This window comes from Luedemannella helvata (assembly GCF_039528415.1).
Classification (GTDB): domain Bacteria; phylum Actinomycetota; class Actinomycetes; order Mycobacteriales; family Micromonosporaceae; genus Luedemannella; species Luedemannella helvata.
The window spans coordinates 255,576-278,618 of sequence record NZ_BAAALS010000003.1 but is presented as its reverse complement, the minus strand read 5'-3'; the positions used below and the strand labels follow the sequence as shown (position 1 = coordinate 278,618).

17 protein-coding genes and 1 tRNA gene are annotated in these 23,043 nt (G+C 69.9%); 9 read left to right on the top strand and 9 right to left on the bottom strand.

What is annotated here, in order from left to right; genetic code table 11:
* Window positions 1-2,289 (bottom strand): rhamnogalacturonan lyase family protein, encoded by a 2,289-nt coding sequence (locus tag ABD191_RS04840; protein WP_344077238.1) that lies wholly within the window; start codon window positions 2,287-2,289, stop codon window positions 1-3.
* A 259-nt stretch (window positions 2,290-2,548) separates the two neighbouring features.
* On the opposite strand from ABD191_RS04840, the gene ABD191_RS04835 reads away from it, so the two are divergent.
* The 5 genes from ABD191_RS04835 (at window position 2,549) to ABD191_RS04815 (ending at window position 8,413) form a co-directional block, all read left to right on the top strand.
* Window positions 2,549-3,289: an SRPBCC family protein gene (locus tag ABD191_RS04835; protein WP_344077236.1), complete on the top strand. Its 741-nt coding sequence runs from the start codon at window positions 2,549-2,551 to the stop codon at window positions 3,287-3,289.
* Window positions 3,290-3,456: 167 nt separating this feature from the next.
* A complete protein-coding gene (locus ABD191_RS04830) occupies window positions 3,457-4,290 on the top strand; it encodes an ABC transporter ATP-binding protein (protein WP_344077234.1) in 834 nt (277 codons plus the stop codon).
* A gap of 46 nt (window positions 4,291-4,336) precedes the next feature.
* Window positions 4,337-5,365, top strand: a complete 1,029-nt coding sequence (locus tag ABD191_RS04825) for an ABC transporter substrate-binding protein (protein WP_344077232.1) — start codon at window positions 4,337-4,339, stop codon at window positions 5,363-5,365.
* A complete protein-coding gene (locus ABD191_RS04820; RefSeq protein ID WP_344077230.1) occupies window positions 5,362-7,482 on the top strand; it encodes an iron ABC transporter permease in 2,121 nt (706 codons plus the stop codon). The genes ABD191_RS04825 and ABD191_RS04820 overlap by 4 nt, the downstream gene beginning before the upstream one ends.
* A 55-nt stretch (window positions 7,483-7,537) precedes the next feature.
* Window positions 7,538-8,413, top strand: coding sequence for a siderophore-interacting protein (locus ABD191_RS04815; RefSeq protein ID WP_344077310.1), 876 nt, complete (start codon window positions 7,538-7,540; stop codon window positions 8,411-8,413).
* 1 nt (window position 8,414) lies between these two features.
* On the opposite strand, the gene ABD191_RS04810 is transcribed toward ABD191_RS04815, so the two are convergent.
* From ABD191_RS04810 to ABD191_RS04790, 5 genes are all read right to left on the bottom strand, one after another.
* The gene (locus ABD191_RS04810; protein WP_344077229.1) at window positions 8,415-9,311 is read right to left on the bottom strand and encodes an amidohydrolase family protein; all 897 of its coding nucleotides are present in this window, start codon (window positions 9,309-9,311) and stop codon (window positions 8,415-8,417) included.
* Window positions 9,312-9,377: 66 nt separating this feature from the next.
* Complete coding sequence (locus ABD191_RS04805; RefSeq protein WP_344077227.1) at window positions 9,378-10,193, bottom strand: metal-dependent hydrolase; 816 nt, start codon at window positions 10,191-10,193, stop codon at window positions 9,378-9,380.
* A gap of 177 nt (window positions 10,194-10,370) precedes the next feature.
* On the bottom strand, window positions 10,371-10,577 hold the full coding sequence (locus ABD191_RS04800) for a hypothetical protein (protein WP_344077225.1): 207 nt from the start codon (window positions 10,575-10,577) through the stop codon (window positions 10,371-10,373).
* Window positions 10,578-10,678: 101 nt separating this feature from the next.
* A complete protein-coding gene (locus ABD191_RS04795) occupies window positions 10,679-13,333 on the bottom strand; it encodes a fibronectin type III domain-containing protein (protein WP_344077223.1) in 2,655 nt (884 codons plus the stop codon).
* A 75-nt stretch (window positions 13,334-13,408) separates the two neighbouring features.
* Window positions 13,409-14,890 (bottom strand): fibronectin type III domain-containing protein, encoded by a 1,482-nt coding sequence (locus ABD191_RS04790; RefSeq protein ID WP_344077221.1) that lies wholly within the window; start codon window positions 14,888-14,890, stop codon window positions 13,409-13,411.
* 190 nt (window positions 14,891-15,080) lie between these two features.
* Here ABD191_RS04790 and ABD191_RS04785 point away from each other — a divergent pair.
* Window positions 15,081-15,164 (top strand) — tRNA-Leu (locus tag ABD191_RS04785).
* On the opposite strand, the gene ABD191_RS04780 is transcribed toward ABD191_RS04785, so the two are convergent.
* Entirely contained in the window at window positions 15,146-15,400 is a 255-nt protein-coding gene (locus tag ABD191_RS04780; protein ID WP_344077218.1) for a hypothetical protein, read from the bottom strand. The two genes, ABD191_RS04785 and ABD191_RS04780, sit on opposite strands and share 19 nt — an antisense overlap.
* 150 nt (window positions 15,401-15,550) lie before the next feature.
* The gene (locus tag ABD191_RS04775; protein ID WP_425560650.1) at window positions 15,551-16,933 is read right to left on the bottom strand and encodes an IS1380 family transposase; all 1,383 of its coding nucleotides are present in this window, start codon (window positions 16,931-16,933) and stop codon (window positions 15,551-15,553) included.
* A gap of 417 nt (window positions 16,934-17,350) precedes the next feature.
* Here ABD191_RS04775 and ABD191_RS04770 point away from each other — a divergent pair, with 417 nt between their 5' ends.
* Both ABD191_RS04770 and ABD191_RS04765 read left to right on the top strand, forming a co-directional pair.
* Window positions 17,351-17,731 (top strand): CU044_2847 family protein, encoded by a 381-nt coding sequence (locus tag ABD191_RS04770; RefSeq protein ID WP_344077216.1) that lies wholly within the window; start codon window positions 17,351-17,353, stop codon window positions 17,729-17,731.
* Window positions 17,728-20,988, top strand: a complete 3,261-nt coding sequence (locus ABD191_RS04765) for a trypsin-like peptidase domain-containing protein (protein ID WP_344077213.1) — start codon at window positions 17,728-17,730, stop codon at window positions 20,986-20,988. The genes ABD191_RS04770 and ABD191_RS04765 overlap by 4 nt, the downstream gene beginning before the upstream one ends.
* Before the next feature lie 511 nt (window positions 20,989-21,499).
* Here ABD191_RS04765 and ABD191_RS04760 read toward each other — a convergent pair.
* Window positions 21,500-22,111 (bottom strand): hypothetical protein, encoded by a 612-nt coding sequence (locus tag ABD191_RS04760; protein ID WP_344077211.1) that lies wholly within the window; start codon window positions 22,109-22,111, stop codon window positions 21,500-21,502.
* A 397-nt stretch (window positions 22,112-22,508) separates the two neighbouring features.
* On the opposite strand from ABD191_RS04760, the gene ABD191_RS04755 reads away from it, so the two are divergent.
* Complete coding sequence (locus ABD191_RS04755; protein ID WP_344077209.1) at window positions 22,509-22,970, top strand: hypothetical protein; 462 nt, start codon at window positions 22,509-22,511, stop codon at window positions 22,968-22,970.
* The last annotated feature ends 73 nt before the right edge of the window (window positions 22,971-23,043 follow it).

Sequence of the window (23,043 nt, the reverse complement as noted above, 5' to 3'; positions counted from 1 at the left end):
CTAGCGGACGTAGATGTTGGGCGTGGGTGGGGTCGCCATCCCGTTGCCGATGTGGAAGCTCGGGTGCGGCGGCTGGTTGTAGGCGGTGTTCTGCCAGGCGATCGCGACGCGGTACATGGGGTCGTGCATGAGCGTGTGGATGCGCGTCGTGGTCACGTTGGTCGTGGTGTAGATCCGCAGCGCGGTGTTGTTCGTGGTCGGCCAGATGACCTCTTCGCGCCAGTCGCCGAAGATGTCGCCGCTCAGCGACGGGGTGGCCTTGGTGCCGTTGTTGGAGTGCACGTCGCTCGCGGTGAGCAGGCGCGTGTCCGACGACGTGCCGTACTTGTCGATGCGGGTCTGGTCGAGCAGCTCGCGGGTGGTGTCGGCGTCCCACCAGATGAGGAAGTTCGCTGAGCTGGGCTTGCGACCCAGCGTGCCGCCGGTGGAGCTGGTCAGGTTGCTCACCGCCGACGACCACGACTCCGCGCCGGGGCTGCCGGCGTAGATGTCGCCGGAGACGCCCCGGCCGTTGTCGCAGTTGCACGCCGGGTGCGACCAGATGATCTGACCCGTACGGGCGTCGGCCATGTAGTCGGTCGGCCTGCTGCCGTCCTCGGAGACCTTGAAGAACTCCAGGCCCGGCCGCGCCGGGTTCAGGTCGCCGACGTGGTAGGCGTCGCCGTGACCGTTGCCGTTGCGCCACAGCAGGGCGCCGTTGTCGTCGATCGCCGCCGCGCCGTACATGATCTCGTCGCGGCCGTCGCCGTCCGCGTCGGCGATGGACAGCTGGTGGTTGCCCTGGCCGTACGCGCCGACGTTGCTGTTGCCCGAGTCGTACGTCCAGCGGCGCACGAGGCTGCCGCTGCGGAAGTCCCACGCCGCGATGACGGCGCGGGTGTAGTAGCCGCGCGCCATGATCAGGCTGGGCCGCTGGCCGTCGAGGTACGCCGTGCCGGCGAGGAACCGGTCGACCCGGTTGCCGTAGTTGTCGCCCCACGACGACACGGTGCCGCGACCCGGCACGTAGTCGACGGTCGACATGGCGCGGCCCGTCTGCCCGTTGAACATCGTCAGGTACTCGGGGCCGGACAGGATGTAACCGCTGCTGTTGCGGTAGTCGGCGCCGCCGTTGCCGATGGTCACGCCCGCGCCGTCGACCGTGCCGTCGGCGGTCTTCATGGCCACCTCGGCTCGGCCGTCGCCGTCGTAGTCGTAGACCTGGAACTGGGTGTAGTGCGCGCCGGCCCGGATGTTGCGGCCCAGGTTGATGCGCCACAGGCGCTGCCCGTTGAGCCGGTAGGCGTCGATGTAGACGTTGCTGGTGTAGCCGGACTGGGAGTTGTCCTTGGCGTCGGACGGGTCCCACTTGAGCACGATCTCGTACTGGCCGTCGCCGTCGAGGTCGCCCACGGACGCGTCGTTGGCGGAGTAGTTGCTGCCCGGCGACTGGATCGGCACGTCGAGGTACTGCTGGCCCATGTTCAACGAGGCCTCCGACGCGGCCTGCTCCGCGCCGTTGATGACGGCGCGCACGGTGTAGGACGCGCCGGACGGCGCGCCGCCGTCGAGGTAGTTCGTCGAGTTCGTGACCGTCGCGACCCGGGAACCGTTGCGGTACAGGTTGTACGAGACCCCGGACGGCTCCCAGCCGAACATGCGCCACGACACGAAGTTGTCGCTGCCGCTGCGCACCGAGATCAGGCCGCGGTTGAGGTCCTCGACCTGCTTACTGCTGGCGTTGGCCGGGTTCGTCGGCGGGTTGACGGTGGGGCCCGCCGAGGTGGGCGCCGCGCTGGTCGGTCCGGCCGTCGTCGGCGCGGCACTGGTCGGCGCGGCGCTGGTGACCGGCGGGCCTGACGTGACCGGCGCCGCGCTCGTCGGCGTGGTCGTCGACCCGGTGCAGGCGGTGCCGTTGAGCGCGAAGCTCGTCGGCACCGGGTTGCTGGAGTTGTTCCACGATCCGTTGAACCCGAACGAGGTGGTCGCGTTCGTGGCGATCGACCCGTTGTAGCTGACGTTGGTCGCGCTGACGTCGGCGCCGGACTGCGTGACGGTGGCGTTCCACGCCTGCGTGATCGTCTGGCCGGCCGCGTACGACCAGGTGAGCGTCCAGCCGTTGACCGGGTCGCCGAGGTTGGTGATGGTGACGTTGGCGCCGAAGCCGCCACCCCACTGGCTGGCGATCGCGTAGTCGACGCGGCACCCGGCCGCGGCGTAGGCGTTGACCGCGGCGACCGTGCCCGCCGCCACCGCGGCGAGGGCCGCCGTGCCGGCGATCGCGGCCCGCCGCATCCTTCGTTGTGCCATGAGCCTCACTCCGTACGGTGGAGGAAGATGTGACGTCACAATCGGCAGGTCAGTACGCCGCAACGCTCGTGTCACACCAGGACGGCCCGACGTTAGCGACGCTCATCGATGCCGTCAAGAATGCGCTTGCCCAGCGTTAGGTCCAGTGGTCAGGGGCCGCCTGGCGCCGGAAGTTGCGGGGTGCCGTCACCGGCGGACGGGTTTATGATCCGCTCCACTGGTTGCCCCCCGCCACCCCGCCATTGTGGAGGATCTCAGCATGCGGCTGGAACACAGCTTCGAAGTGCCCGTCCCGGTCGAGCGCGCCTGGGAGGTGCTCGGCGACCTGGAGACCATCGTCCCGTGCATGCCCGGCGCGGCGCTCACCAGCTACGACGGCGACGCGTTCACCGGCACCGTACGCGTCAAGATCGGACCGGTCAGCCTCAGCCTCAAGGGCAAGGGCCACTTCACCGAGCGCGACGAGCAGGCCCGCAAGCTCGCCTTCACCGCGTCCGGCCAGGACAGCAAGGGCGCCGGCGCCGCGAACGCCACCGTCGTCGCGCAACTGAACCCCACCGACGCCGGCACCCGCGTCGACGTCGTCACCGATCTCAACATCTCCGGCCGCATGGCACAGATCGGCCGCAACATGATCGGCGACGTCAGCGGCAAGCTCCTCGACCAGTTCGTCGGCTGCCTGTCCGGCAAGCTCACCGAACCCGCGCCGGCGGCGACCGCACCGTCGGACGTCCCCACGGGTACGCCCGACGCCACGGCGGCCGCCGACGCCCCGGCGGAGCCGGCGACCGACGCCGTGTCGACTGTGGACGCGGCCGCGTCGCCGGCCGGCGACGCGCCGTCGGCGTCGGGTACGGGCGCCGGCAAGCCGGCCGAGCCCGAGCCGGTCGACCTGTTGGCACTGGCGGGCGGCGGCATGGCCCGGCGGGTCGTCCCCTGGGCGGTCGGCGCCGTCGTGGCCATCGCCCTCATCGTGATCCTGATCATCTCGCTCGCCTGACAACGCACCGAATCGTGGCGGCAGAGGCGTCCGAAAAGGCGCCTTTGCCGCCAAGATCCAAGAAGGTACGCGTACGCCGCGTGATCACAAAAGCACACATCGTTAAACAGCTCGCGACCAGCGCGGGCGCCGCTTGACAGGACTACAGGTTAGGCTAACCTAACCGCATGTCGCCGACCTCCGTCGCCGCGATGCCGCTGCTCAGCGGCGTCGACCTTTGTCTGGGTTACCACGGCCAGCCCGTGGTCGACTCGGCACACGTGACGCTACGCCCGGGCCGGGTCACCGCGCTCGTGGGACCCAACGGCAGCGGCAAGTCGACGCTGCTGCGCGCCCTCGCCCGCCTGCACAAGCCGGACAGCGGCGACCTGCTCCTCCCCGACGGCAACGCGCACGAGCTGCCCGCCAAGGCGTACGCCCGGAAGGTCACCATGCTCGCGCAGAGCAGGCCGACGCCGAGCGGCGTGTGCGTGCGCGACGTGGTCGGCTACGGCCGCCACCCGCACCGCGCCCGGTTCAGCGGCGCGGACGCGGACGGCCCGGCCGCCGTCGCGCACGCCATGGACGTCACCGGCGTCACGCCGATGGCCGACCGGCCGGTCGACGAGCTGTCCGGCGGCGAGCTGCAGCGCGTATGGCTCGCCACGTGCCTCGCGCAGCAGACGTCGGTGTTGCTGCTCGACGAGCCGACCACGTTCCTCGACCTGCGCTACCAGGTGGAGCTGCTGGATCTGGTCCGCGAGCTGGCCGACGCCCACCACGTGGCGATCGGCGTGGTGCTGCACGACCTGAACCAGGCGGCCGCCATCGCCGACGAGGTCGTCCTGCTTCAGGCCGGGCGCGTCCGCGCGACCGGCTCCCCGATCGACGTCCTCACCGAGGACGCCCTCACCGAGACGTACGGGATTCGCATCGAGGTCAGCGTCGACCCCGACACCGGCCACGTGACGACCCGACCTGTCGGGAGACACACCACGCGGCTGCTGCCTGTAGCCGCTTAACCCATAACCAACCCCCACCGGGCTGCTGCCCTGAGCAGTCGCGGCGATGCCGCGCGCCCCCATCCAGGAGAAGATCATCATGAACCGACTGCGGACCCGGGCCCTTACGGCCGCCGTGGCCCTCGCCGCGGCCGCCGGCCTGCTCGCCGCCTGCGGTACGACCGAGGAGAAGACCGACACCGGCGCGCCCGCCGCCACGAGCAGCGGACCGGTCACGGTCACGGACTCGCGCGGCAAGGCCGTCGAGCTGAAGGCCCCGGCCAAGCGGGTCGTCGGCCTCGAGTGGGGCGAGCTGGAGATGCTGGTCAGCCTCGGCATCCAGCCGGTCGGCGCGGCCGACCCGAAGGGGTACGCGACATGGGTCACGGCCGCGCCGCTGCCCGCGGACGTGAAGGACGTCGGTACCCGCCAGGAGCCCAGCGTCGACTCGATCGTGGCCCTGCAGCCGGACCTGGTCGTGATGGAGGCCGAGCGGGACGCGCCGCTGGTCACCCAGCTGGAGAAGTACGTGCCGGTCATCGTGACCAAGGGCAGCGACGCGAGCGACAACCTCGGCCGCATGCGCAGTGACCTGAACATGATCGCCCAGGCGACCGGTACGACCGACAAGGCCACGGCCCTGCTCGCCGAGCTCGACAAGGCCATCGCGGACGGCAAGGCGAAGATCGAGGCGGCGGGCAACGCCGGCAAGGGCTACGCCATGGCCGACGGCTGGAAGCAGGGCAGCGCGATCAGCGTCCGCATGTACGGCAAGGGCGCCCTGGTCTCCGAGCTGGCCACGGCCGTGGGCCTGACCAACGTGTGGACCGGCAAGGTCGACGCGGCGTGGGGCCTCGGCACCACGGACGTCGAGGGCCTGCTCGCCGTCAAGGACGCCGACGCGACGTTCTTCTACAACGCCTCCGACGGCAACGACGTGTTCGCCGACGGGCTCACCGGCAACAAGATCTGGGAGTCCCTGAACTTCGTGAAGAACAAGCAGGTCACCAAGCTGCCCGCCGGCATCTGGACGTTCGGCGGCCCCAAGTCCTGCATGCAGTACATCAACGAGCTGGTCAAGGCGTACGGGGCGTGAGCCAGCTCGCCACCGTGGCCCAGGGGCCGGCGCTCGCGCCGGCCCCGAAGGCCGCCCAGCCGAGGGCGGGGCGCACCCGGCTCACGGTCGTGTTCGCCGTCGCGGTGGCGTCGGTCGCCCTGCTCGCCGCGGTCCACCTGACCCAGGGCACCTCGACCGTCGGCGTGGCCGACCTCGCCCGCCTGCTCGCCGGCGGCGAAAGCGACGAGACCGTCCGGGTCCTGCTCGCCTCCCGCCTGCCGCGACTGCTCGCCGCCCTGGTCGCCGGCCTGTGCCTCGGCGTCGCCGGCGCCGCGCTGCAGTCAATCGCCCGCAACACGCTGGCGTCGCCCGACACGCTCGCCGTGACCTCGGGCGCCCACCTGGCCGTCACGGTCGCGGCCGCGTTCGGCCTGAGCCTGCCGCTCCTGGCCGCGGGCGGCCTCGCGTTCCTCGGCGGCCTCGCCGCCGCCGGCCTGGTGCTGGCGCTGTCGGCCGGCGGCCGGTCCGGGCCCACCCGGCTCATCCTCGCCGGCTCGGCCACCACGCTGGCGCTCAGCTCGCTCACCACGCTGCTGTTCCTGCTGTTCGAGCAGGAGACCGTCGGCCTGTACGCGTGGGGCAACGGCTCGCTGAACCTCGCCGACCTGAACGCCGTCGCACTGGTCGCCCCGGTCATCGGGATCACCATGATCGGCATGCTCTTGCTCGGGCGCCGCATGGACATCCTGCGCCTGGGCGATGACAGCGCCGCCACCCTCGGGCTCAACGTGCGCCGCCTGCGGGTGTTCGCCGTGCTGCTGGCCGTCCTGCTGTGCGCGAGCGCGGTCACGCTGGTGGGGCCGATCGCGTTCGTCGGCCTGTGCGCGCCGGCCATCGCCCGGCTCGCCACCCCGCTCGCACCGGGGCTGCAGCGGCACCGGGTGCTGCTGCCCCTGGCCGGCCTCGCCGGCATGCTCGTCATGATCGCCGCCGATGTGCTGCTGCGCGCCGTGCTGGGCGCCCAGGCCGGCGTGGACATCCCCACCGGCGTGGTCACCACGATCGCGGGCGCCGCCGTCCTGATCTGGCTGGCCCGCCGCCACCGTGACTCCGGCCGCAGCGCCCGCGCGGCCGGCACCCGCCCCGCCAAGCTGCGCTCGGGCCGCTTCGCCGCCGGCGTCACGGTCGTGTGCGCGGTCGCCGTGGTCGCCTCCGGCGCGCTGGGCATGCTGGCCGGCGACACCTGGGTGCTGTTCGGCGACGTGGTCAACTGGCTGCGCGACCAGACCGGTCCCGCGTACACGTTTGTTCTTGACGCGCGCTGGCCGCGCGTCGCGGCCGGGCTGCTCGCGGGCGCCGCGCTCGCCGTCGCCGGCACCGCCGTGCAGGCGGTGTCGCGAAACCCGCTGGCCGAGCCGAGCATCCTGGGCGTCACCGGCGGCGCCGGGGTGGGCGCGGTCGCGCTCATCAGCTTCGTGCCGACCGCCGGCGTGTGGGCCATGACCGGCGTCGCCGGAGTGGGCGCGCTGCTGGCGTTCGCCCTGGTGTACGGGCTGGCCTGGCGGCGCGGCCTGCACGCCGACCGGCTGATCCTCATCGGCGTCGCCGTCTCGTACGCCTGCACCGCGATCATCACGTTCATCATCATCGCGACGGACCCGTGGAACACCGGCAAGGCGCTGACCTGGCTGTCCGGCTCCACGTATGGGCGTACGGCCGGGCAGATCGTGCCCGTGCTGGTCGCGCTCGTGGTGCTCACCCCGTTGATCGCCAGCACGCACCGCGACCTGGACCTGATGCAGCTCGACGACGACACCCCCCGGCTGCTGGGCGTACGCGTCGAGCGCAGCCGGCTGGTCGCGTTGGGCGCGGCCGCGCTGCTGGCGGCCACGGCCGTCTCGGCGGTCGGCGTGATCGGCTTCGTCGGCCTGGTGGCGCCGCACATCGCGCGGGCGCTGGTCGGCGGCGCCCACGCCCGCCTGCTGCCGGTGGCCGCGCTGCTCGGCGCACTGCTGGTCAGCCTCTCCGACACGCTCGGTCGAACGGTGATCGCGCCGGCCCAGATCCCGGCCGGCCTGGTCACCGCGATGGTCGGCACCCCGTACTTCATCTACCTGTTGTGGCGCTCGCGCCGCAACGCCGTCGACATCACCTGACCCGGAGGTTGCAGTGACCCAGTCGTGGCGGTTCTTCGTCGTCCGCGTGGCGCGGATGACCCGGCTGAGCCCGACGTTCGTGCGGGCCACGTTCACCGGCCCGGACCTCGACCAGCTCGCCGACAACGGCTTCGACCAGCGCATCAAGCTGGTCATCCCGCTGCCGGGCGCCGACATCGCGGACATGCCGATGGGTCCCGACTGGTTCGCGCAGTGGCGGGCGCTGCCCGACGAGCGGCGCCTGCCCATACGCACCTACACGGTGCGCGCGGTGCGGCCCGCCGCGCGCGAACTCGACGTCGACCTGGCGTTGCACGGCGAGATCGGCCCGGCCTCGCGGTGGGCGCTGTCCGCGCGCCCCGGCGACTCCGTGGCGATCATCGGACCCAATGCCGAGTACGACGGTGAGCACGGCGGCCTGGAGTTCAGCCGCAAGGTCGGCACCGCCGATCTCTCGTCGGCCAGCGTGCTGCTGGCCGGCGACGAGACCGCCGTACCCGCCGTACTGTCGATCGTGGAGCGCCTGCCGCACGGCGTGAGCGGTACGGCACTGCTGGAGGTCCCCCACCCGGATGACGCGCTGCCGGTCGCCGCACCGCCCGGGCTGACGGTCACGTGGCTCGCGCGGGGCGAACGCCCGCACGGTGAGCTGCTCGTCCCGGCGGTGACGGCGGCGGCCGCCCGGCTCGCCCCGGCGCTGGCGGGCGTCGGCGCGGGCGGTCCCGCCGACCTGGCGGTGGTTGACCCGGACCTCGACCACGACATCCTGTGGGAGGTTCCCGGCGAGCCGACCGGCCGGCTCTACGGCTGGATCGCGGGCGAGTCGGGCGTGGTGATGTCGCTGCGCAGGCAGTTGCTCGCCGACGGGGTGTTCACCCGCGAGACGGCGGCCTTCATGGGTTACTGGCGGCGCGGCAGGTCGGAAAGCTGAACTATTCCAGCTGGAGGAGGCGGGCGGCGTTGTACCAGCACACCGCCCGCAGCCAGTCGTCGCCCAGGTCGAGGGCGGCCAGGCCGGCGAGCTGCTCCGCGTACGGGTAGGACATCGTGGGGAAGTCCGAACCGAGCAGCACCTTGCCGGCCAGGCCCAGGTCGCGCAGTTGCGGCAGGAGCCTGCCGGGCACGGTTCCGGACGCGGTCTCGTAGCCGGGCGTGAAGATCGCCGCCGTGTCGAGGCAGACCCGCTCGTACTGCTGGGCGAGCGCGACGTGGTGCTCGTAGTCGGGGGCGCCGAGGTGCGCGATGACGGCCGCCAGGGTCGGGTGGCGGCGCAGGATCACCTCCAGCGGGTCGAGGCTGCCGAGCCGGCCCTCCTCCCGCAGGCTGTTGACGTGGATGACCACGGGCGTGCCCACCTCGGCGAGCATGCCCCAGATGGGGTCGAGCCGGGCGTGGGTGAGGTCGAAGCCGCCGCCGGGCACGTGCACCTTGAACACCCGGGCGCCCCCGTCCAGCGCCGCCTTCGTGTACCGGTTGACGCCCGGTTCGGGATAGAACGTCGCCGACGGTACGCATCCGTCGTTGTGCGCGGCGAAGTCCATCGTCCAGGCGTTGAGGCCGTCGGCCATGCCCGGCTGGTGCGCGTACGCCAAGGCGGTGAAGGCGCGTACGCCCAGTTCCCGCAGGTGCGCCACCCGCTCCTCGTCCGACCACCGGTACACGTACGCGGGCAGTAGGCCCCCGGCGAGCGAGTCCTCGTCGGAGCGCAACCACATGCGCTGCAGGATGCGCGGCGGCAGGAAGTGCACGTGGATGTCAGCGAGACCCGGCAGGCCGAGCCCACGCCAGAACGCGGGCACCTCCCCGTCGCCGTGGGGCCCCGCCGTCACGGCACCCTCACCGAAGCCTCCCGATGGTCACCGAGCCTGCCGGGCACACATTACCGCCACCCGGGCTCACCACTCGATGTTGAACCTGTCCATCAGGAAGGGTACGGACAGGCCCGCCACGCAGACGAGGGACACGATCGTGAAGATCGTACGCAGGACGACCGTCTCGACCTTGCCGCCGACCTCGACGACGAAGGGGTCGGGCACGCCGATGTTGCGCCACAGGCGGCCGGGTCCGGTCGGCACGGGCCAGAACAGCGGGCAGCCGTGGCTGGTCACCACGTCGCCGGCGAGGTGTACGAGCCCGCCGACGCCCACCGCGACGCCGAGCAGGGGGTACCCCCGGTCACCGTGCATGTTGTTGTACACGAAGAAGGCGGCCCAGCCGGACACGAGCGTGACGATGACCCAGCCGGCGCGGGCGGCCCACTTGTCGAACAGCCCACGCAGCGCGAGGCCGACCATGAAGAACATGATGCCGATGACGGCCCACTTGCCGTAGTGCAGCGCGAGCTGCCACGTGCCGATGCCCACCAGGACGTTGAAGATGATCGTGTGGGTGAGGGTGCGGTGGCCGTTGTGCCGCTCGGGGTCGCGGCGCAGCCGGGTGACGTTGTAGACGCCTAGCGAGAACTTCTCGATCACCTCGGCGAGGAACATCGTGACGCGCCCGAACGTGTGCGCCACGGTCGCGCCGCCCCGCCCGGTGGTGACCCGGCCGGACAGGTCGAGGTCCGGCAGGAGGGCCCCGCCCGCGCACACGGCCGTACCCACGGCGAGTTCCAGCGGCGTCTGCGGGTTGATCGCCCCGGTGGCCTCCAGGGCCCACGAACCGGCGAGCCACACGGCGGCTCCGGACAGTGCGTGGGACGAGCCCATCATGGTCGGTCACCCCTTCAGGTGGTCGGCGCTGCTCGGGAGACTGTGCCACCCGTAGCGACACGCACACAATCAGCTATACATCCACAGTGGACGTGATCAACGACACGGCCGGGTGACACACTACGGGCACCGGACGGTGACTGGTGTCGCGTCCGGTGCCCGGTGGGGCCGCTCGCGTCAGTCGGCGAGGGCGGTGATGGCCTGCGCCGCGCGGAACTGCTTGTTCGTGCCGAAGTCACGCACGGTCTTGATGCCGAACGCCTTCGCCAGCAGCTCCGCGTCACCCTCGGAGACGCCGTAGATCGCGGTCACGGGGGCGTCGGCGAGCTCCTGCGCCGACTTGCCGTGCCACGCCTTGATGAGCTTGGGCTCCGCACCCTGCATGGAATCCTCCTGGTGGGGCCGTCCACGGTGGACGACACGGCGCCGAAGGCTAGTTGCCCGCCGGCCAACCACGCAAGATCATGACCGAAACCTGACGCGGGTCAGCACGCGGGCAACATGGTGATGTCGTCGCCGCCGTCGAGCTTCGCCCACGCCCAGGGCAGGTACGTGCGCTTGCCGTCGTAGGTGTAGCCCAGCCACTTGTTGTTGTCCTTGCCGCCCCACGGCTTGGCGTTGACCGACTTGTCCCCCGTCGCGCGGCACTGCGGCGTGATCTGGGCGCCGTCCTGGTAGGAGCGCACGGCGTTGCTCTCGTTCGTCTGCGACGGCACCGAGTACGCCCACACGCCGCTGCTGCAGTAGCTGGCGACGTTGCAGGTGACCGTGGCCCTCATCGTGCTGGTCTTCTTGGTCCGCTTGACGGACGCCGAGCCGGCCGCGTTGGTGATCGTGATCGTGTAGTCGTAGGACTCGTTGGGCCACAGGCCGGTGACCGTGATCGTGACCGCCGCCGTGGTGCACTTGGCGGACTTGCTGCCCTCGCCGCTCACGGCCACCTTGCACGTCGCCGTGCCGCCCTTGTTGTTGGGCGTGAACGTCACCGACACCGAGTTGTAGTCGGACGTGTCGCGGGTGAACGTCACGGTCGGCTTGCCGATGGTGCGGGCGGTGGCCGTGCCGGTGGGGCCGGGCCCGGCCTCGTTGACGGCGGCCACCGTGACCGTGACGGCCTGGTCGTCACCGAACCCGTCCAGCGTCGCGGACGTGTCGGTCACCTCGGTCTCGGCGCCGTTCGCCGTCACCACGTACTTGGTGACCGGCCGGCCGTTCTCGTCGGCCCGCTCCCAGCTGACCTGGACGGAGCCCTTCTTGTTGGCCACGGTCGCCGCGCTGACGTTGCCGGGCGCGCCCGGCTTCGCGTACGGGATGACGACGTTGCTGACCTCGGACGGCTCGCTGCCGCCGCCCTTGTCGTTGACGGACACGATCGTGAAGGCGACCTGCGTGCCGTACTCCAACGTGCCGGCCGCGATGGTCATCTTGTTGGTCTTCACGTCGCCGACCGGGGTCTGGGTGCCGCCCGCCACGGCCGTCACGGAGTACCGGACGATCTTTCGGCCCTGACCGTTGGCGGCCTTCCACGTCAGGTCGACCGTGCCGTCTGGCTGCTCCTTGGCGACGACCTCGGTCGGCGGGTCGGGCACGTCGGAGGTCGGCATGACCGGGTTGCTCGTCGCGTCCGGTCCGGCGCCCTTCTTGTTCACGGCATGGATCTTGAACCGGTACGTCTCGCCGTTGGTCAGGCCCTCGATCAGCACGGACCGCGTGTTCGCGCCGACCGTGATCGGCTCACCGGGGCCGCCGCTGATGACGTACTTGGTGATGGCCGCGCCGTTCTCGCGGGCCTTGCGCCAGGTCAGCCGCACGGACTTGTCGCCGGCAGACGCGTTCACCCGCTGCGGCGGGCCGGGCACGGTGACGGTCGGCTTCGGGGGCGCCGGCGGCTTCGGCGGGGGCGGCGGCGGATCGCCGCCGAGGATCTCGTTCTGGTACTTGTCGACGTTGCTGACCTTGTGCTTGTCGTCGACGACGCGGGCGGTCGAGCCGTCGGGCGCGTTGATGAACAGGTGGTTCTCGCGCACCTCCAGCTCAAGGGGACCACCCGCGGCCGGGATGCGGATCTCCTTGACCTGCTGACCATTGCCGTCGAACTCGTAGACGACGCCCGTGGCCGGGTCGGCGCAGTAGAAGTGGCCGGCGAACGCGACGACCGGCTGCAGCGGCCCGGTGCCCGGCACGTCGAACTCCACGAGCCGCTCCCCGTCCAGGACGACGACGTGGCGCTCGGCGCTCACGGTCACCGGGATGGGCCCGCCGCTGGAACGGGGCGGCAGCACGCCGGGGCCGGTCAGCGGCAGAGCCGACGGGGTGGCGCTGTCACTGCCGCCCTTCTCCCCGTTCCCCTCGCCGGGCACGCGGGTAAGGGTGCCGGCCGTGTTGTCCAGCACGGCGACGCCGCTGTCCAGGACGGTCAGCACCAGGTCGTGGTTGGGCGGGGCCACATTGACCGTGCGGGTGACCTTGGGGCCCGCCCCGTCCCTGCCCGCCGTGATGGCCACGACCGTGCCCTCCTGCGGCACCGCGAGCCACAGGAGGCCCTTGCCATCGAAGTCGCCGGACGTGATGCCGCGGGGGAAGGCGAGCATCTCACCGGTGGGCGCCAGCGTGCGGGGGTCGAGCTGGCGCACCTGCCCGAGCGTCGTGTCGACGACGAAGGCGACGTCCTCGTGCAGCACGACCGTGACGCCGACGCCCGGCATGGTCTTCATCACCGCGCCGACCTGAAGGGTGGCCAGGTCCATTGCGGTGACCTGCCCGGTCTGCAGGTCGCGCAGGATCAGGAAACGGTCGTTCTGGGTGATCTGCAGATCGTGGTTGCGCGCGTCCTTGACCTGCTGACGGGTGTCGACCTTGGCGGTGATGCCGTTGATGCGGTCGACCTCGCCCTTGCCGGAACTCCACACCCAGGAGTTGGCGTCGTAGTTCGCGACCGCGTTGTCGGCCGCGCCGAGGCCCAGCAGGGTCAGGCCGGTCGCGGTGAGCAGGGCGATAACTGTGGTGAGGGTGACCAGGCCGCCCTTGCCGGCGCGCCAGCCCGGCTTCGCCGCCGCGGCCCCGTCGTCGATGGGCGGGACACCGTCGTCCGCGCGCGCGTCGTCGGCTCGGACGTCGTCGATTTCGCGCAGGTCGCTCATGTCTGGGCCCTCACTCGTTGGTCCTCCCCCAGGAGCGCCGCCCATCATATGGGTGACGTCGGTATAGGCGAAAGCCTATGGCGTGTCAGCTGTGGACAGCCGGTGCGTGCACACCTGCGTGCTGCGGGCCACCACGTCGATCGAATACACCGCCGCGACCGTGAAACAGTAGTCGTATCGCGTGTTGAGCCCGTGAATCGTCGATCGCGTGCGTCCCGCCGGGATGCTCTGCATCGGGTGCGACTCGTCACCCGATCGGGCGCCCGCCACGATGAAAGGAACCGTGCCGTCGGACGGATCACGCCAGGTGACCGTCACCGAGGTCCCGTCGTCGGTGAGCCGCAGCCGGGTCGGCGGCGCGCCCACGCCCCCCGCACCCGTCGTCGGTGCCGGCGCCGACGTGCGGGCCTTCGACGTCGGGGCCGGCGCGCTCGACGGCGCAGCGGCCGGGGCGCTCGGCGCGACCGTGACCACCCGGGGCGGCTTCACCCCGGTCGCCGACGGCGGCAGGGCCTGCATGGCGACCACCGTGCCGGCCGTCAGCGCCACGATGCCGGCGACCGACAGCAGGATCATCACCACCCGACGCCCCCGCGACCGCGGCGGCTCCTCCCACGCCGGCGGCTCCCACGACCGCGGCCCGCCCGGGGCCGGAGGACCCCACGACTGCGGGTGCGTGGCCTCGTCGCTGGCCGGGGCCGCCCACCCACCGGAGTCGTACTCCTCCGGCACATACAGCGGCGCGTCCGGCGGGATCGGGGAAACCGATCGGGGCGCGCTCCCCTGCCCCGCGCCACCCGCGGCCGGTGGGCGCAGCCCGAACACGCCCGGCGCGCCCGGCACCGGCGCGTAGGGCTCGCTTCCCGCCGTGCTGGTCCATCCCGCGCCGGACCAGCCCGTCGGGTCCGACCACTCCCCCGCGTCGGCCCACGCCGAGGCCGCCCCGCGCTCCGCCTGCGCCGCCGCCGGCTGCGCCTGCGCCGCCCCGGACTGCGCCTGCGCTGCCCCCGGCTGCGCCTGTGCTGCCCCCGGCTGCGCCTGTGCCGCCGGCTCGGTGCCGGGCGGGAACGGCTCGCCGCCGGGCGGGAGCGGCGTGCCCCAGGCGGAAGACGCTGACGCGGCGCCGAGGCGGGCGCGAGCGTCCCGCACCGCGGCGCTGTCCTCACCCAGCAACCGCGGACCCGCATCGGCCAGGTGCCGGTCGAGGTCGTCCGTCGGGTCGCCCAGATCCACATTCACCCGGGCCAGCCGGTCCTCCACCGAGAGCGTACGGACATGATCCCGACCCACCGACGCGAGCAGGATGCGGTGCGCCCGCCCCAGTTGGCGCTGCGCCTCCGTGAGGTTCCCCAGCTCACGGGCTATGGTCGCAAGATCGACCATAGCGTGGGTGAGGTCCGGATGGAACTGGCCAAGATCAGCCTCGGCGGCCGCCAGACCCACCTCCAGCGCCGACCGCGCCCCCGTCAGATCGCCCGCCTCCGCCCGCCGCCGCGCCTCGGCGAGCACGCCGGCCAGCGGCTCGGCAGGCGTGACACGGTAGGGCTCCCCAGGCATGTCCGCCATGCTGCCTCGTTGCGCCGTGTCGCGCCACCCTCACGGTCTGTCCTGTGGACGAGTAGAACGTCCCAACGGCGACCTGTGGATCCCGCTCGCACCCCGGCTGCGCGGCCGTGTACAGTGTTCCCTCGTGCGCCAAGGGCTCACCGGGGACGCAAGTTCCCAGCGTGAGTACCATGGTTGACACGTCGAAGTGGCGGAATGGCAGACGCGCTAGCTTGAGGTGCTAGTGCCCTTAACGGGCGTGGGGGTTCAAGTCCCCCCTTCGACACGAACCGAATCCCAACGGTGCATGCCAAGATCGATCTCGGCGTGCACCGTTTGCGTTTCCGGGCGATAGGTGAGCTTGAGCCCGAGCGCCTGGTAGACCTCCGTCTTGTGTTCAGGCGGGGCCCGTTCAAGCACGGTGATCATGTTGCCGAGCCGATCGAGAAGCTCGGTGATCTCTTCGATGTTGAACTGGCCGTCGGACGGCTGACGCGGGCCGGCTGCCTTAGCCTCGATCATTCGCGCGGTGTGTGGCTTGGGCGCCCCGATCCGATCGCATCGTGATTGGTTGATGGATTCGGCTGGTGGGCAGGGTGGAGAACCGTCTGTCGCGGCGGTGGGCGTGGTCTCCTGAAGTTCCTCCGGTCGTCGTGGCGGCGGCTGTGCTGGTCAGCCGGGTGCGGGGATGGCCGCGATCCGGTTGAACGCGCCGGTGATCTGTTCGGCCCAGGGCCAGGACTTCGGGATGCGTAGCCACTGGCGGCGCTGGCCGCGCACGAGACGGGCCGCGGTGTGCAGGATGCGGTAGCGCAGCCGTTTCGGTTCGGCTGTGGCGAGGTCGCCGTGCAGGGCGAGGAGTTGGAGCCAGGCGATGAGGTCGGCGGCGATCGCGGCGACGACGCACCAGGCGGTGTTGATCGCGAACTCGCGGGAAGGCAACCGGCCCAGGCCGGTGTCTTTGGCGCAGCGGATGCGGTCCTCGACTCGTGCGTGGGCGCGGTGGCGGGCTTCGAGCCATTGCAGGGACCCGGTGCGGGTGTTGGTGATGAAGGCGGTGTAGCGCCAGCCGTCACGCTCCTCGAACAGTGACAGCTGGGCGCCGGGGTGGGGTCGTTCCCGGCGCACGATGACCCGCATCCCGTCCGGCCAGCCGGGCAGGGTCAACAGGCCGGTGAGTTCGGCGACGTCGGCGCCGTCGCGCACCCCGCCGTTGGCCGCCAACGCGGGTGACCACACCGTGGTGGGCAGCGTGGTGATCGCGTCGTGTTCGTTCTCGCTGATCGACCAGCCGATTGAATACTCCACGGTGCGGCCCCGCTTGCGGCCCTTCTCGGTCAGCCAGTCGAGGACGGCGTGGGTGGCGGCGGCCGAGTCGCCGCGAACCAGTAGATGGCGCCGGTGCGCGGTAGGGACCTGGGCGAACGCGTCGGTGAGCACATCAAGGTGGTCGGCGGCGGTGTTCGCGCCGGCGTTGCCCGGCCGCAGTCGCACGGCGAAAAGTTCGCCTGTGTTGTCGCAGGTGACCAGGATCGGATGGAACCCGTAGCTGTGCTTGTAGGTGGGTGCGGCGCCTTCCTTGTCGCTGTGCGCGATCACGATCGTGGAGTCCACGTCCAGCACCACCACGCCGGCGCCGATGTCGCGCCCCGCCGCCCGCGCGACGGGCAGCTGGCCCAGCATTGCCCATACCCGGGCGCGGACCTTCGCCCGCGCAACGTTGATGTGCCGTAGCCGGACCTCGTCGATCTCGTCCAGGGCCCGCCAGCACGTTGCGGCCGAAGCCACCGGCCCGAACACCTCACCCTGATGGCGCAGCACGTCGATGTCGCAGATGGCTTCGCCACCGTCGGCGATCATCACGGCCAGATCGGTCAGAACCCGACCCCGATCATGGCCGGGCCACCACTCCCGCCGGGTCAACACGGTCGACAACGCCCCGGTCAGACCGACCCGGTCGGCCAACATCCGCAGCAGTGCCGCACCCACGTGCGACACCACACCCGTCCCGTCCGCGGTGACCCGCAGACCCTTCGACCACGCCGTAGACTGCACTGCGAAGGTGCCCCTTCCGTCAAGAGAACTGTCGATGTCGCAATCACAGTTTCCCTTGCGGGAGAGGCACTTTCGCTTATCTACACGCCGGCAACCAGCCCACAATCGTGATCACCGTGAATCACGCAGGTTAGTAAGTGCGAGGGCGTTGCTGCGCTCGGCCTGTGTTTCAGCTATCCAACCAGCCACCAGGACGCCACGTTTTCAGCGGATTGACATCCTTGCTGAGATCACCTCATTGAACGAGATAGAAAGGTGGGCCATTTGGTCGATGGCATATCCGGCGACTTGGTCAGCGCTACGGTCGCGCGGGTGATTGTGGAACGATTTCGGCCGCACTTATGGAACTTGTTTTGGAGGACAGGGCGAGGACTGGCATGGTGACGGTCTATGGGTGGCCAAGTGATCACGGTGCGTATGGACGACATCGACGTTCTGGTGGAGGTGGGGACGACCCGTGTGGTCGGCACGCAGCAGACATCGGTCGGTGAACGAATGCAACAGAACGTCGTGGATTCATTCGAGCGAGCTCAGGACACGATCGTCGCGGTGTCGACGAAGGTGGCCGCGACGGTGCGGCGGCTGGTAGCTGCAGGTGCCCGACCGGACAGGGTTGAGGTGGAGTTCGGGCTCAAGTTTACGGCTAAGGGCGACGTGATCGTGGCGAGCGGATCGGGCGAGGTGGCGCTGAAGGTGATGGTCGGCTACGACCCCGATCGTGCTGCCGCTACGACCGCGCCTGGCCAGCCGGATGAGGACCAAAACCAAGTCCATGACGAGGCGGGTAGGACGCCGTGAGCATTGACTCACGCGTACCTAACTATCTCGGACGGGTCCTCGACTCTGACGGGGCACCAGTGGGTACCTGTTTTCAGGTGTCGCCCGGCGTGTTGGTAACGGCGTGGCATGTGTTGGCCGCCCTTGGGGCGGGAGGCCCCGGCGATGTGGTGGCAGTCGATGCATTGGCTGGCGGGATCGCTGCTAGTGATGCACGGGTGCTCCGGGTCGCTCCACCGAGTGATCTGGCGGTTCTCGTGGCAGATGCACCGCTGCCGGGGATGGTGGTGGGCTTGGCTGCGACTGATGAGGTGCCATTGCTGGCCGGCGTAGTCGTGGCCGGGGTGGTGCAGGTCGACGACGGGGAGCGGCAGTATCGGTGGCTGGCCGCCACCGGGCGATGGAAGTCCGGCACAACCCGCGATGAAACGGTGTCATTGGGACGGTTCACCTCGAAGGACGTGCTGCCTGGGATGAGCGGCGGCCCGGTACGGCGATTGACCGACGACGCGGTGGTTGGAGTCGTGTCGGGCAGGTATAACGCTGCTGACGACTGGTTGTCCGGCACGGTTTGGGTCGCGCGGGTCGAGGAATTGCTGCCGTTACTGGACGGCTTGGTGCGCCCGGTCATGTACACCCGCCAAGATGACACCAAGCGGCTCGACGCGATCCCACGCGTCGGCCTAGAGCCGGCGGGCGATCATCCATCGGTGGTCGGTGCCTGGCCGGCGGCCAAACGGCAGCTGTTTCGCCGTGTTCGCGCGCAGGAGTCGCAGGACCGAGCGTATCTCCTGGGTCTGGATATCAAGCGGTCCGTTGCCGCCGAGGTGGACTACGCCGTCGAGCACACCGCACGGTTTCGCGAGAAGGGCGCGGCCGGCCCGGCGGTCCGTACCGACATCCAGGGCTTCTTCACCGGCCCTGCCAAGCGCCAACTTGTCGTTCTCGGCTCCGCCGGCGCAGGCAAGAGCGTCCTGCTTACCGGGCTGATCCTCGGGCTGCTTGGCAGGCTGAGTGCCGACGACCCAGTGCCAGTTCGCTTTCAGCTGGTCGGTTGGGACCCGAGTGCTGACCTGGGCGACTGGCTCGTGTCGGAGCTCGGGTCCCGTTACGGGATCGCGGCCGCTGCGGCTCGAGGATTGCTGTTCGATCGTGCGGTCCTGCCAGTCCTGGACGGGCTCGACGAGATTTCTGCGGAGCGGGAGGACCTCGATGCCGCGGTCCGGGCGGTCAACGCTTTCGTAGCCGACCATGGCCAGACGGGGTACGTCGTCACGTGTCGCAGCAGCGTTTACTCCGACCTCGGCCGGGACATCGAGCCTGCGAGCGAGATCACCATCCTGCCGCTGACAGCAGAGGAAATTGTCCGTTACGTCGACGATGCCATCGGCGGTCGGACGGTGAACCGTATGGCTTGGCAAATGGTGCTCGACGCGGTCCAGGCTGGCCATTCCGATGTCATCGATGCTCTGAGCACGCCTTGGCAGCTGACCTTGGCGGTCACATACTTCCGCGACAACAACGACATGCGCCGGCTAATCCCCGAGGGCACCGAGGACGGCGTGCAGTACCGGCGAAGGGTGCGCGATCTGCTCGTCGGGACGTTCGCCCCGGCGCGGGCACGGTTGCATGCAATCGCAGCGAGTGACACTGCAGACGCGTGGTGCCGGGTGATCGCGGAGGACCTCGAAGCGCAGGTCGCCCGCGGCGGACCACGGCAGGACATCATGACGCACTACTCGGCGGAGCGGGCCTGGGCGAGCGAGCTGATTCATCGCGCCCTGACCGTAACAGTGGCGTACCTCAAGGTCTGGTTCGGTCTCGGCGTGCTGACGCTCGGTGCGTGGCTCGTCGACGTGGTCGCCGGCACTGCGATTGTGCGGGCCGTGCAGTCGGCTCTGCACAACGTGGCCAACTCCCCGACAGCCGTCCTGGCGGCTGCGCTAGCCGGACTGGCGATCCTGGCAGCCGTGGGCTACGGCGTGCCGCGCGCAAGCCGCATGACCCGTCGATCACTGCGTATGCCAGGGCTGCCGGCGTGGGCCAGAAGCATCCAGGCACTCAAGAGTGGAATCGTGCTAGTCAGCGGGGTCCTGCTCGGCGGGTTGCTGCAGATGTGTTTTGTGGCCCTGGTCATCTTCGTGATTGTCTGGCCTGTGACGGGCGCGGGCCAGGCGCTGCGTCTCGCGTTGATCGCCGGGCTAGTGGTTGCGCTGCCGACCGGCGTTGCGGCCGGCCTGCAAAGTTCGACGAAACGCCGGTTCGAGGTGTGGTATGGGCAGCTGGTGCAGCGCGCTACTGAGCAGCGTTCAATCTCCGCGCACGCCGAGGGCATCTCCGCCAATTGGACGGTCCCGTCCCCAGACCTTGATCAGGCCGTGGGCACCGCCCGGACGCGCCGCAACTGGCCGGCCGCGGTCGAAGCCTTCCTGACCGACGGCTATACGGCCGGAATCTTTCGGCGCTCCGGCGAGGTCTACCAGTTCCGGCATCGCCAGCTGCTCGACTGGTACTCGCGCCCGGTCCATCCGCTTCGCGCGTGGGACAACGAGCTGCCGCTTCCCCGCGTCGTCGACGCACACCTCGTGCACCAGGTCAACCTGGTCTATTATGCGGAGGGCCGGGCCGCCGCCCAGCGACTAGTTTTTAACGGACGCGATCAGGGCGCACGGAACGAGCGGCTGCGCGCCGTCGCTGCCGAAGCTGGCGCCCGGCTGCGGCCGCCGAGTGTGCTCGCACGGTGCGACATTCATCTCCTGCGAGCGCTCAGCACAGCCGAGGACGAAGCCCGCGCCAACGGTTCAGCGCTTATCCAGCCGTGGCACCTGCTCGTCGCCCTCTTCGTCGGCATCAGGCGGCACTGCCCCGAATGCCCTGCCGACCCGGCCCGCATCCGCACAGCGCTCCGCCCGGCCCGGACGATCACTTTAGACGATTCGCCGGGTCACGTCCCGCTAGCCCGGGCCACCCGTCGTGCTTTCATCGCCGCGGCCGGACGCCGGCACAGCCGCATCCGGCCGGAGTTCCTCGTCTGGGAACTCCTCAACGGCGGTGACGATGCCACCCACGACATGACCCTAGCCCTACGCCATCCAGTCGACATCGAATCCGACGTGCGGACCTGGCTGGACGACCGGATCGCGCAGCTTGATACGGGCGACCTAGCTGACAGCGCTATGCCGTTGGCCGAGCTAGCCGAGCTAGCCGAGGTGCTGCGCACCAAGCTCGGCCGGCCGGACGAAGCCGAGCGTCTGCTCCAGCAGACTCAGACCGCGTAATCAGGCTTCTACACATGCCGCGACAATGCGGGTCAACTACCACCGACGCCAGGGTCTGCTGCCGGTCTCGTCATCGGCGCACGGCCCAGAGACCCAAGTTCGCCGACCCGGTGCCGAAGTGTCCGACAATGCCAAACAGTCCCGAAGTGAGCGACAATGCCAGCCGCCTCAGACTGGTGCCCGAGGCGTTTGCCGGACACAGCAAAGCCGGCAACGGAGAGGTCGGAAGCACCGCCGTGTACGTACGGGCGGACCTCGGCGAGGTCGCAGGCGCGGTTGCCGCACTCACTGGCGAGCCGCATCCCGTCGCACACGCACACGGATGACAACGTGCAGCAGCATCGAGGAGTCCGGCGGCTCAATCGCCGCCGGACTCCTGTAAATGCATGAGGAAACCAGGAGTACGTGGTCGTGATGTCGATGAGCGACCTCGGGGCCGCGCTATCGGAACTCGTCGTCCTCGCCGCACACCCGCAAAGCACTGACCATCGCTGTAGGTCGAGCGCAGGTGTCAGGCGAGGGCTGCGAGAGCGCGCCGACTTGGGGCCAACATCGTCACCTTGTACGGGCACTTCTTGTCAGTAATCGCCTCGTATGCGGTACGAGCTCGCTCGGCGGCATCGTACGCCTGCTCTGCGATGGTCATCCCTCGGCCCTTGTTTCGCAGCATCGCGCCGTAGAAGGCGGAGCAGAACACCGTGCTCTCGTGCCATCCGATCTGCGAGGAGGTCCCGATGTACGTGATCTCAGAGTGAAGGCAGTCCCGAACAGCCTTCTGCCAGGCGCCGGTCCCCGTGGTGCAGCCGTCGGCCAAGATTGCGCCCGCCGAAATGCCCCGGCCATTGTCCGCGGCACGTTCGCCCAGCTCGGCGAGGGAGATGATGGTCTGATCATCGCTGCTACTGAACGTGGGCGTGATGGCATGGTCGCCGTGTGCCATGACGTGCAGCACGTCGCAGGAGGCCGTGAAGGCCGTCATGACCGTGTCTGGGTCGCGGGAACGAACGAAGTCGATGTCAACGATCGGCGACTCCCACCCCGCGTTGACGCTCTCAATGGTTGCCTGTACAAACACCATTGCCGCGTCGAACGCGGCATCGAGCCCAATGTCCAGCAGGCTCACGCGCCGGTTTTTCACATCGCTCCCCAGACCATGCTGCAGCCGGAGCAGATTCTTACTCAATGGACGGTCACGAGTCGACAGTCATTGTTGGCGCACTCCGACGAACGCCCAGGTCGGTGTTGCGGCAGCACCAGTAAGTAGCGTGGCCGCGATGCTGCCGCCTCGCGCGCCGCCGTCGTAACGGGATCCGCCGACCGGCCCGTGCGACGGCCACGGTCCAACGTGCGACGGCCGGCAGGGACCTGGCCCTCCGACGCATGCAGCCATCCGCGTCGGAGGGCGCTGCACGTCTCTCCACACCACGCGCCGGACCTCGCTGCCAGCCACGTAGCTCAGGGTTGTGGGCCGCCGGCCGCCGGCGGCCCACAACCATCGGTTACTACCGTCATGAAGTGTGATGACTGGACCGTCTGACAGTGTCGAAGCCCTGCTCCCGCCCGATCGCCACATCGTCATCGTTGCGGGGGCGGCCGCCGAGTTTCTGGACCAGCCCCTCGATCCCAAGGCGCTCTGCTATGCCGCGGACGACATCCTGTACCTGATGAGCGCCTCCGGTTCCTATCACGTGGCCCAGGTCGTGCTTGAGGCATGGGCTGCCGCCCCGCCCGACAACGGCCAGGACGCGGAGGCCCAGAAGCAGGTCACCCTGACTCTGAGCGGCGGCACCGTGCACGTCTCCGGCATGTTGGAGTTTCCGGTGAGCCGCAGTCTGACCGTCGGCCCGCCCGGTCGCTACCACGCCCAGGTGAGCGTCACCGGTCGCGCCGAACTCCGCAGAATCCAAGGTCTACCGAGCCACCCCATCCCGATCGTGGGCGTGGAGCAGTTCCGGGTCCGCTTCTGGGCGGCCGACAACTGACTCCAGGACCGGGACTTTCGCCTTAACGGCGTAACGGTTCTCCGTTGCACCGTTAAGCCTGGTCTTTCAGTGG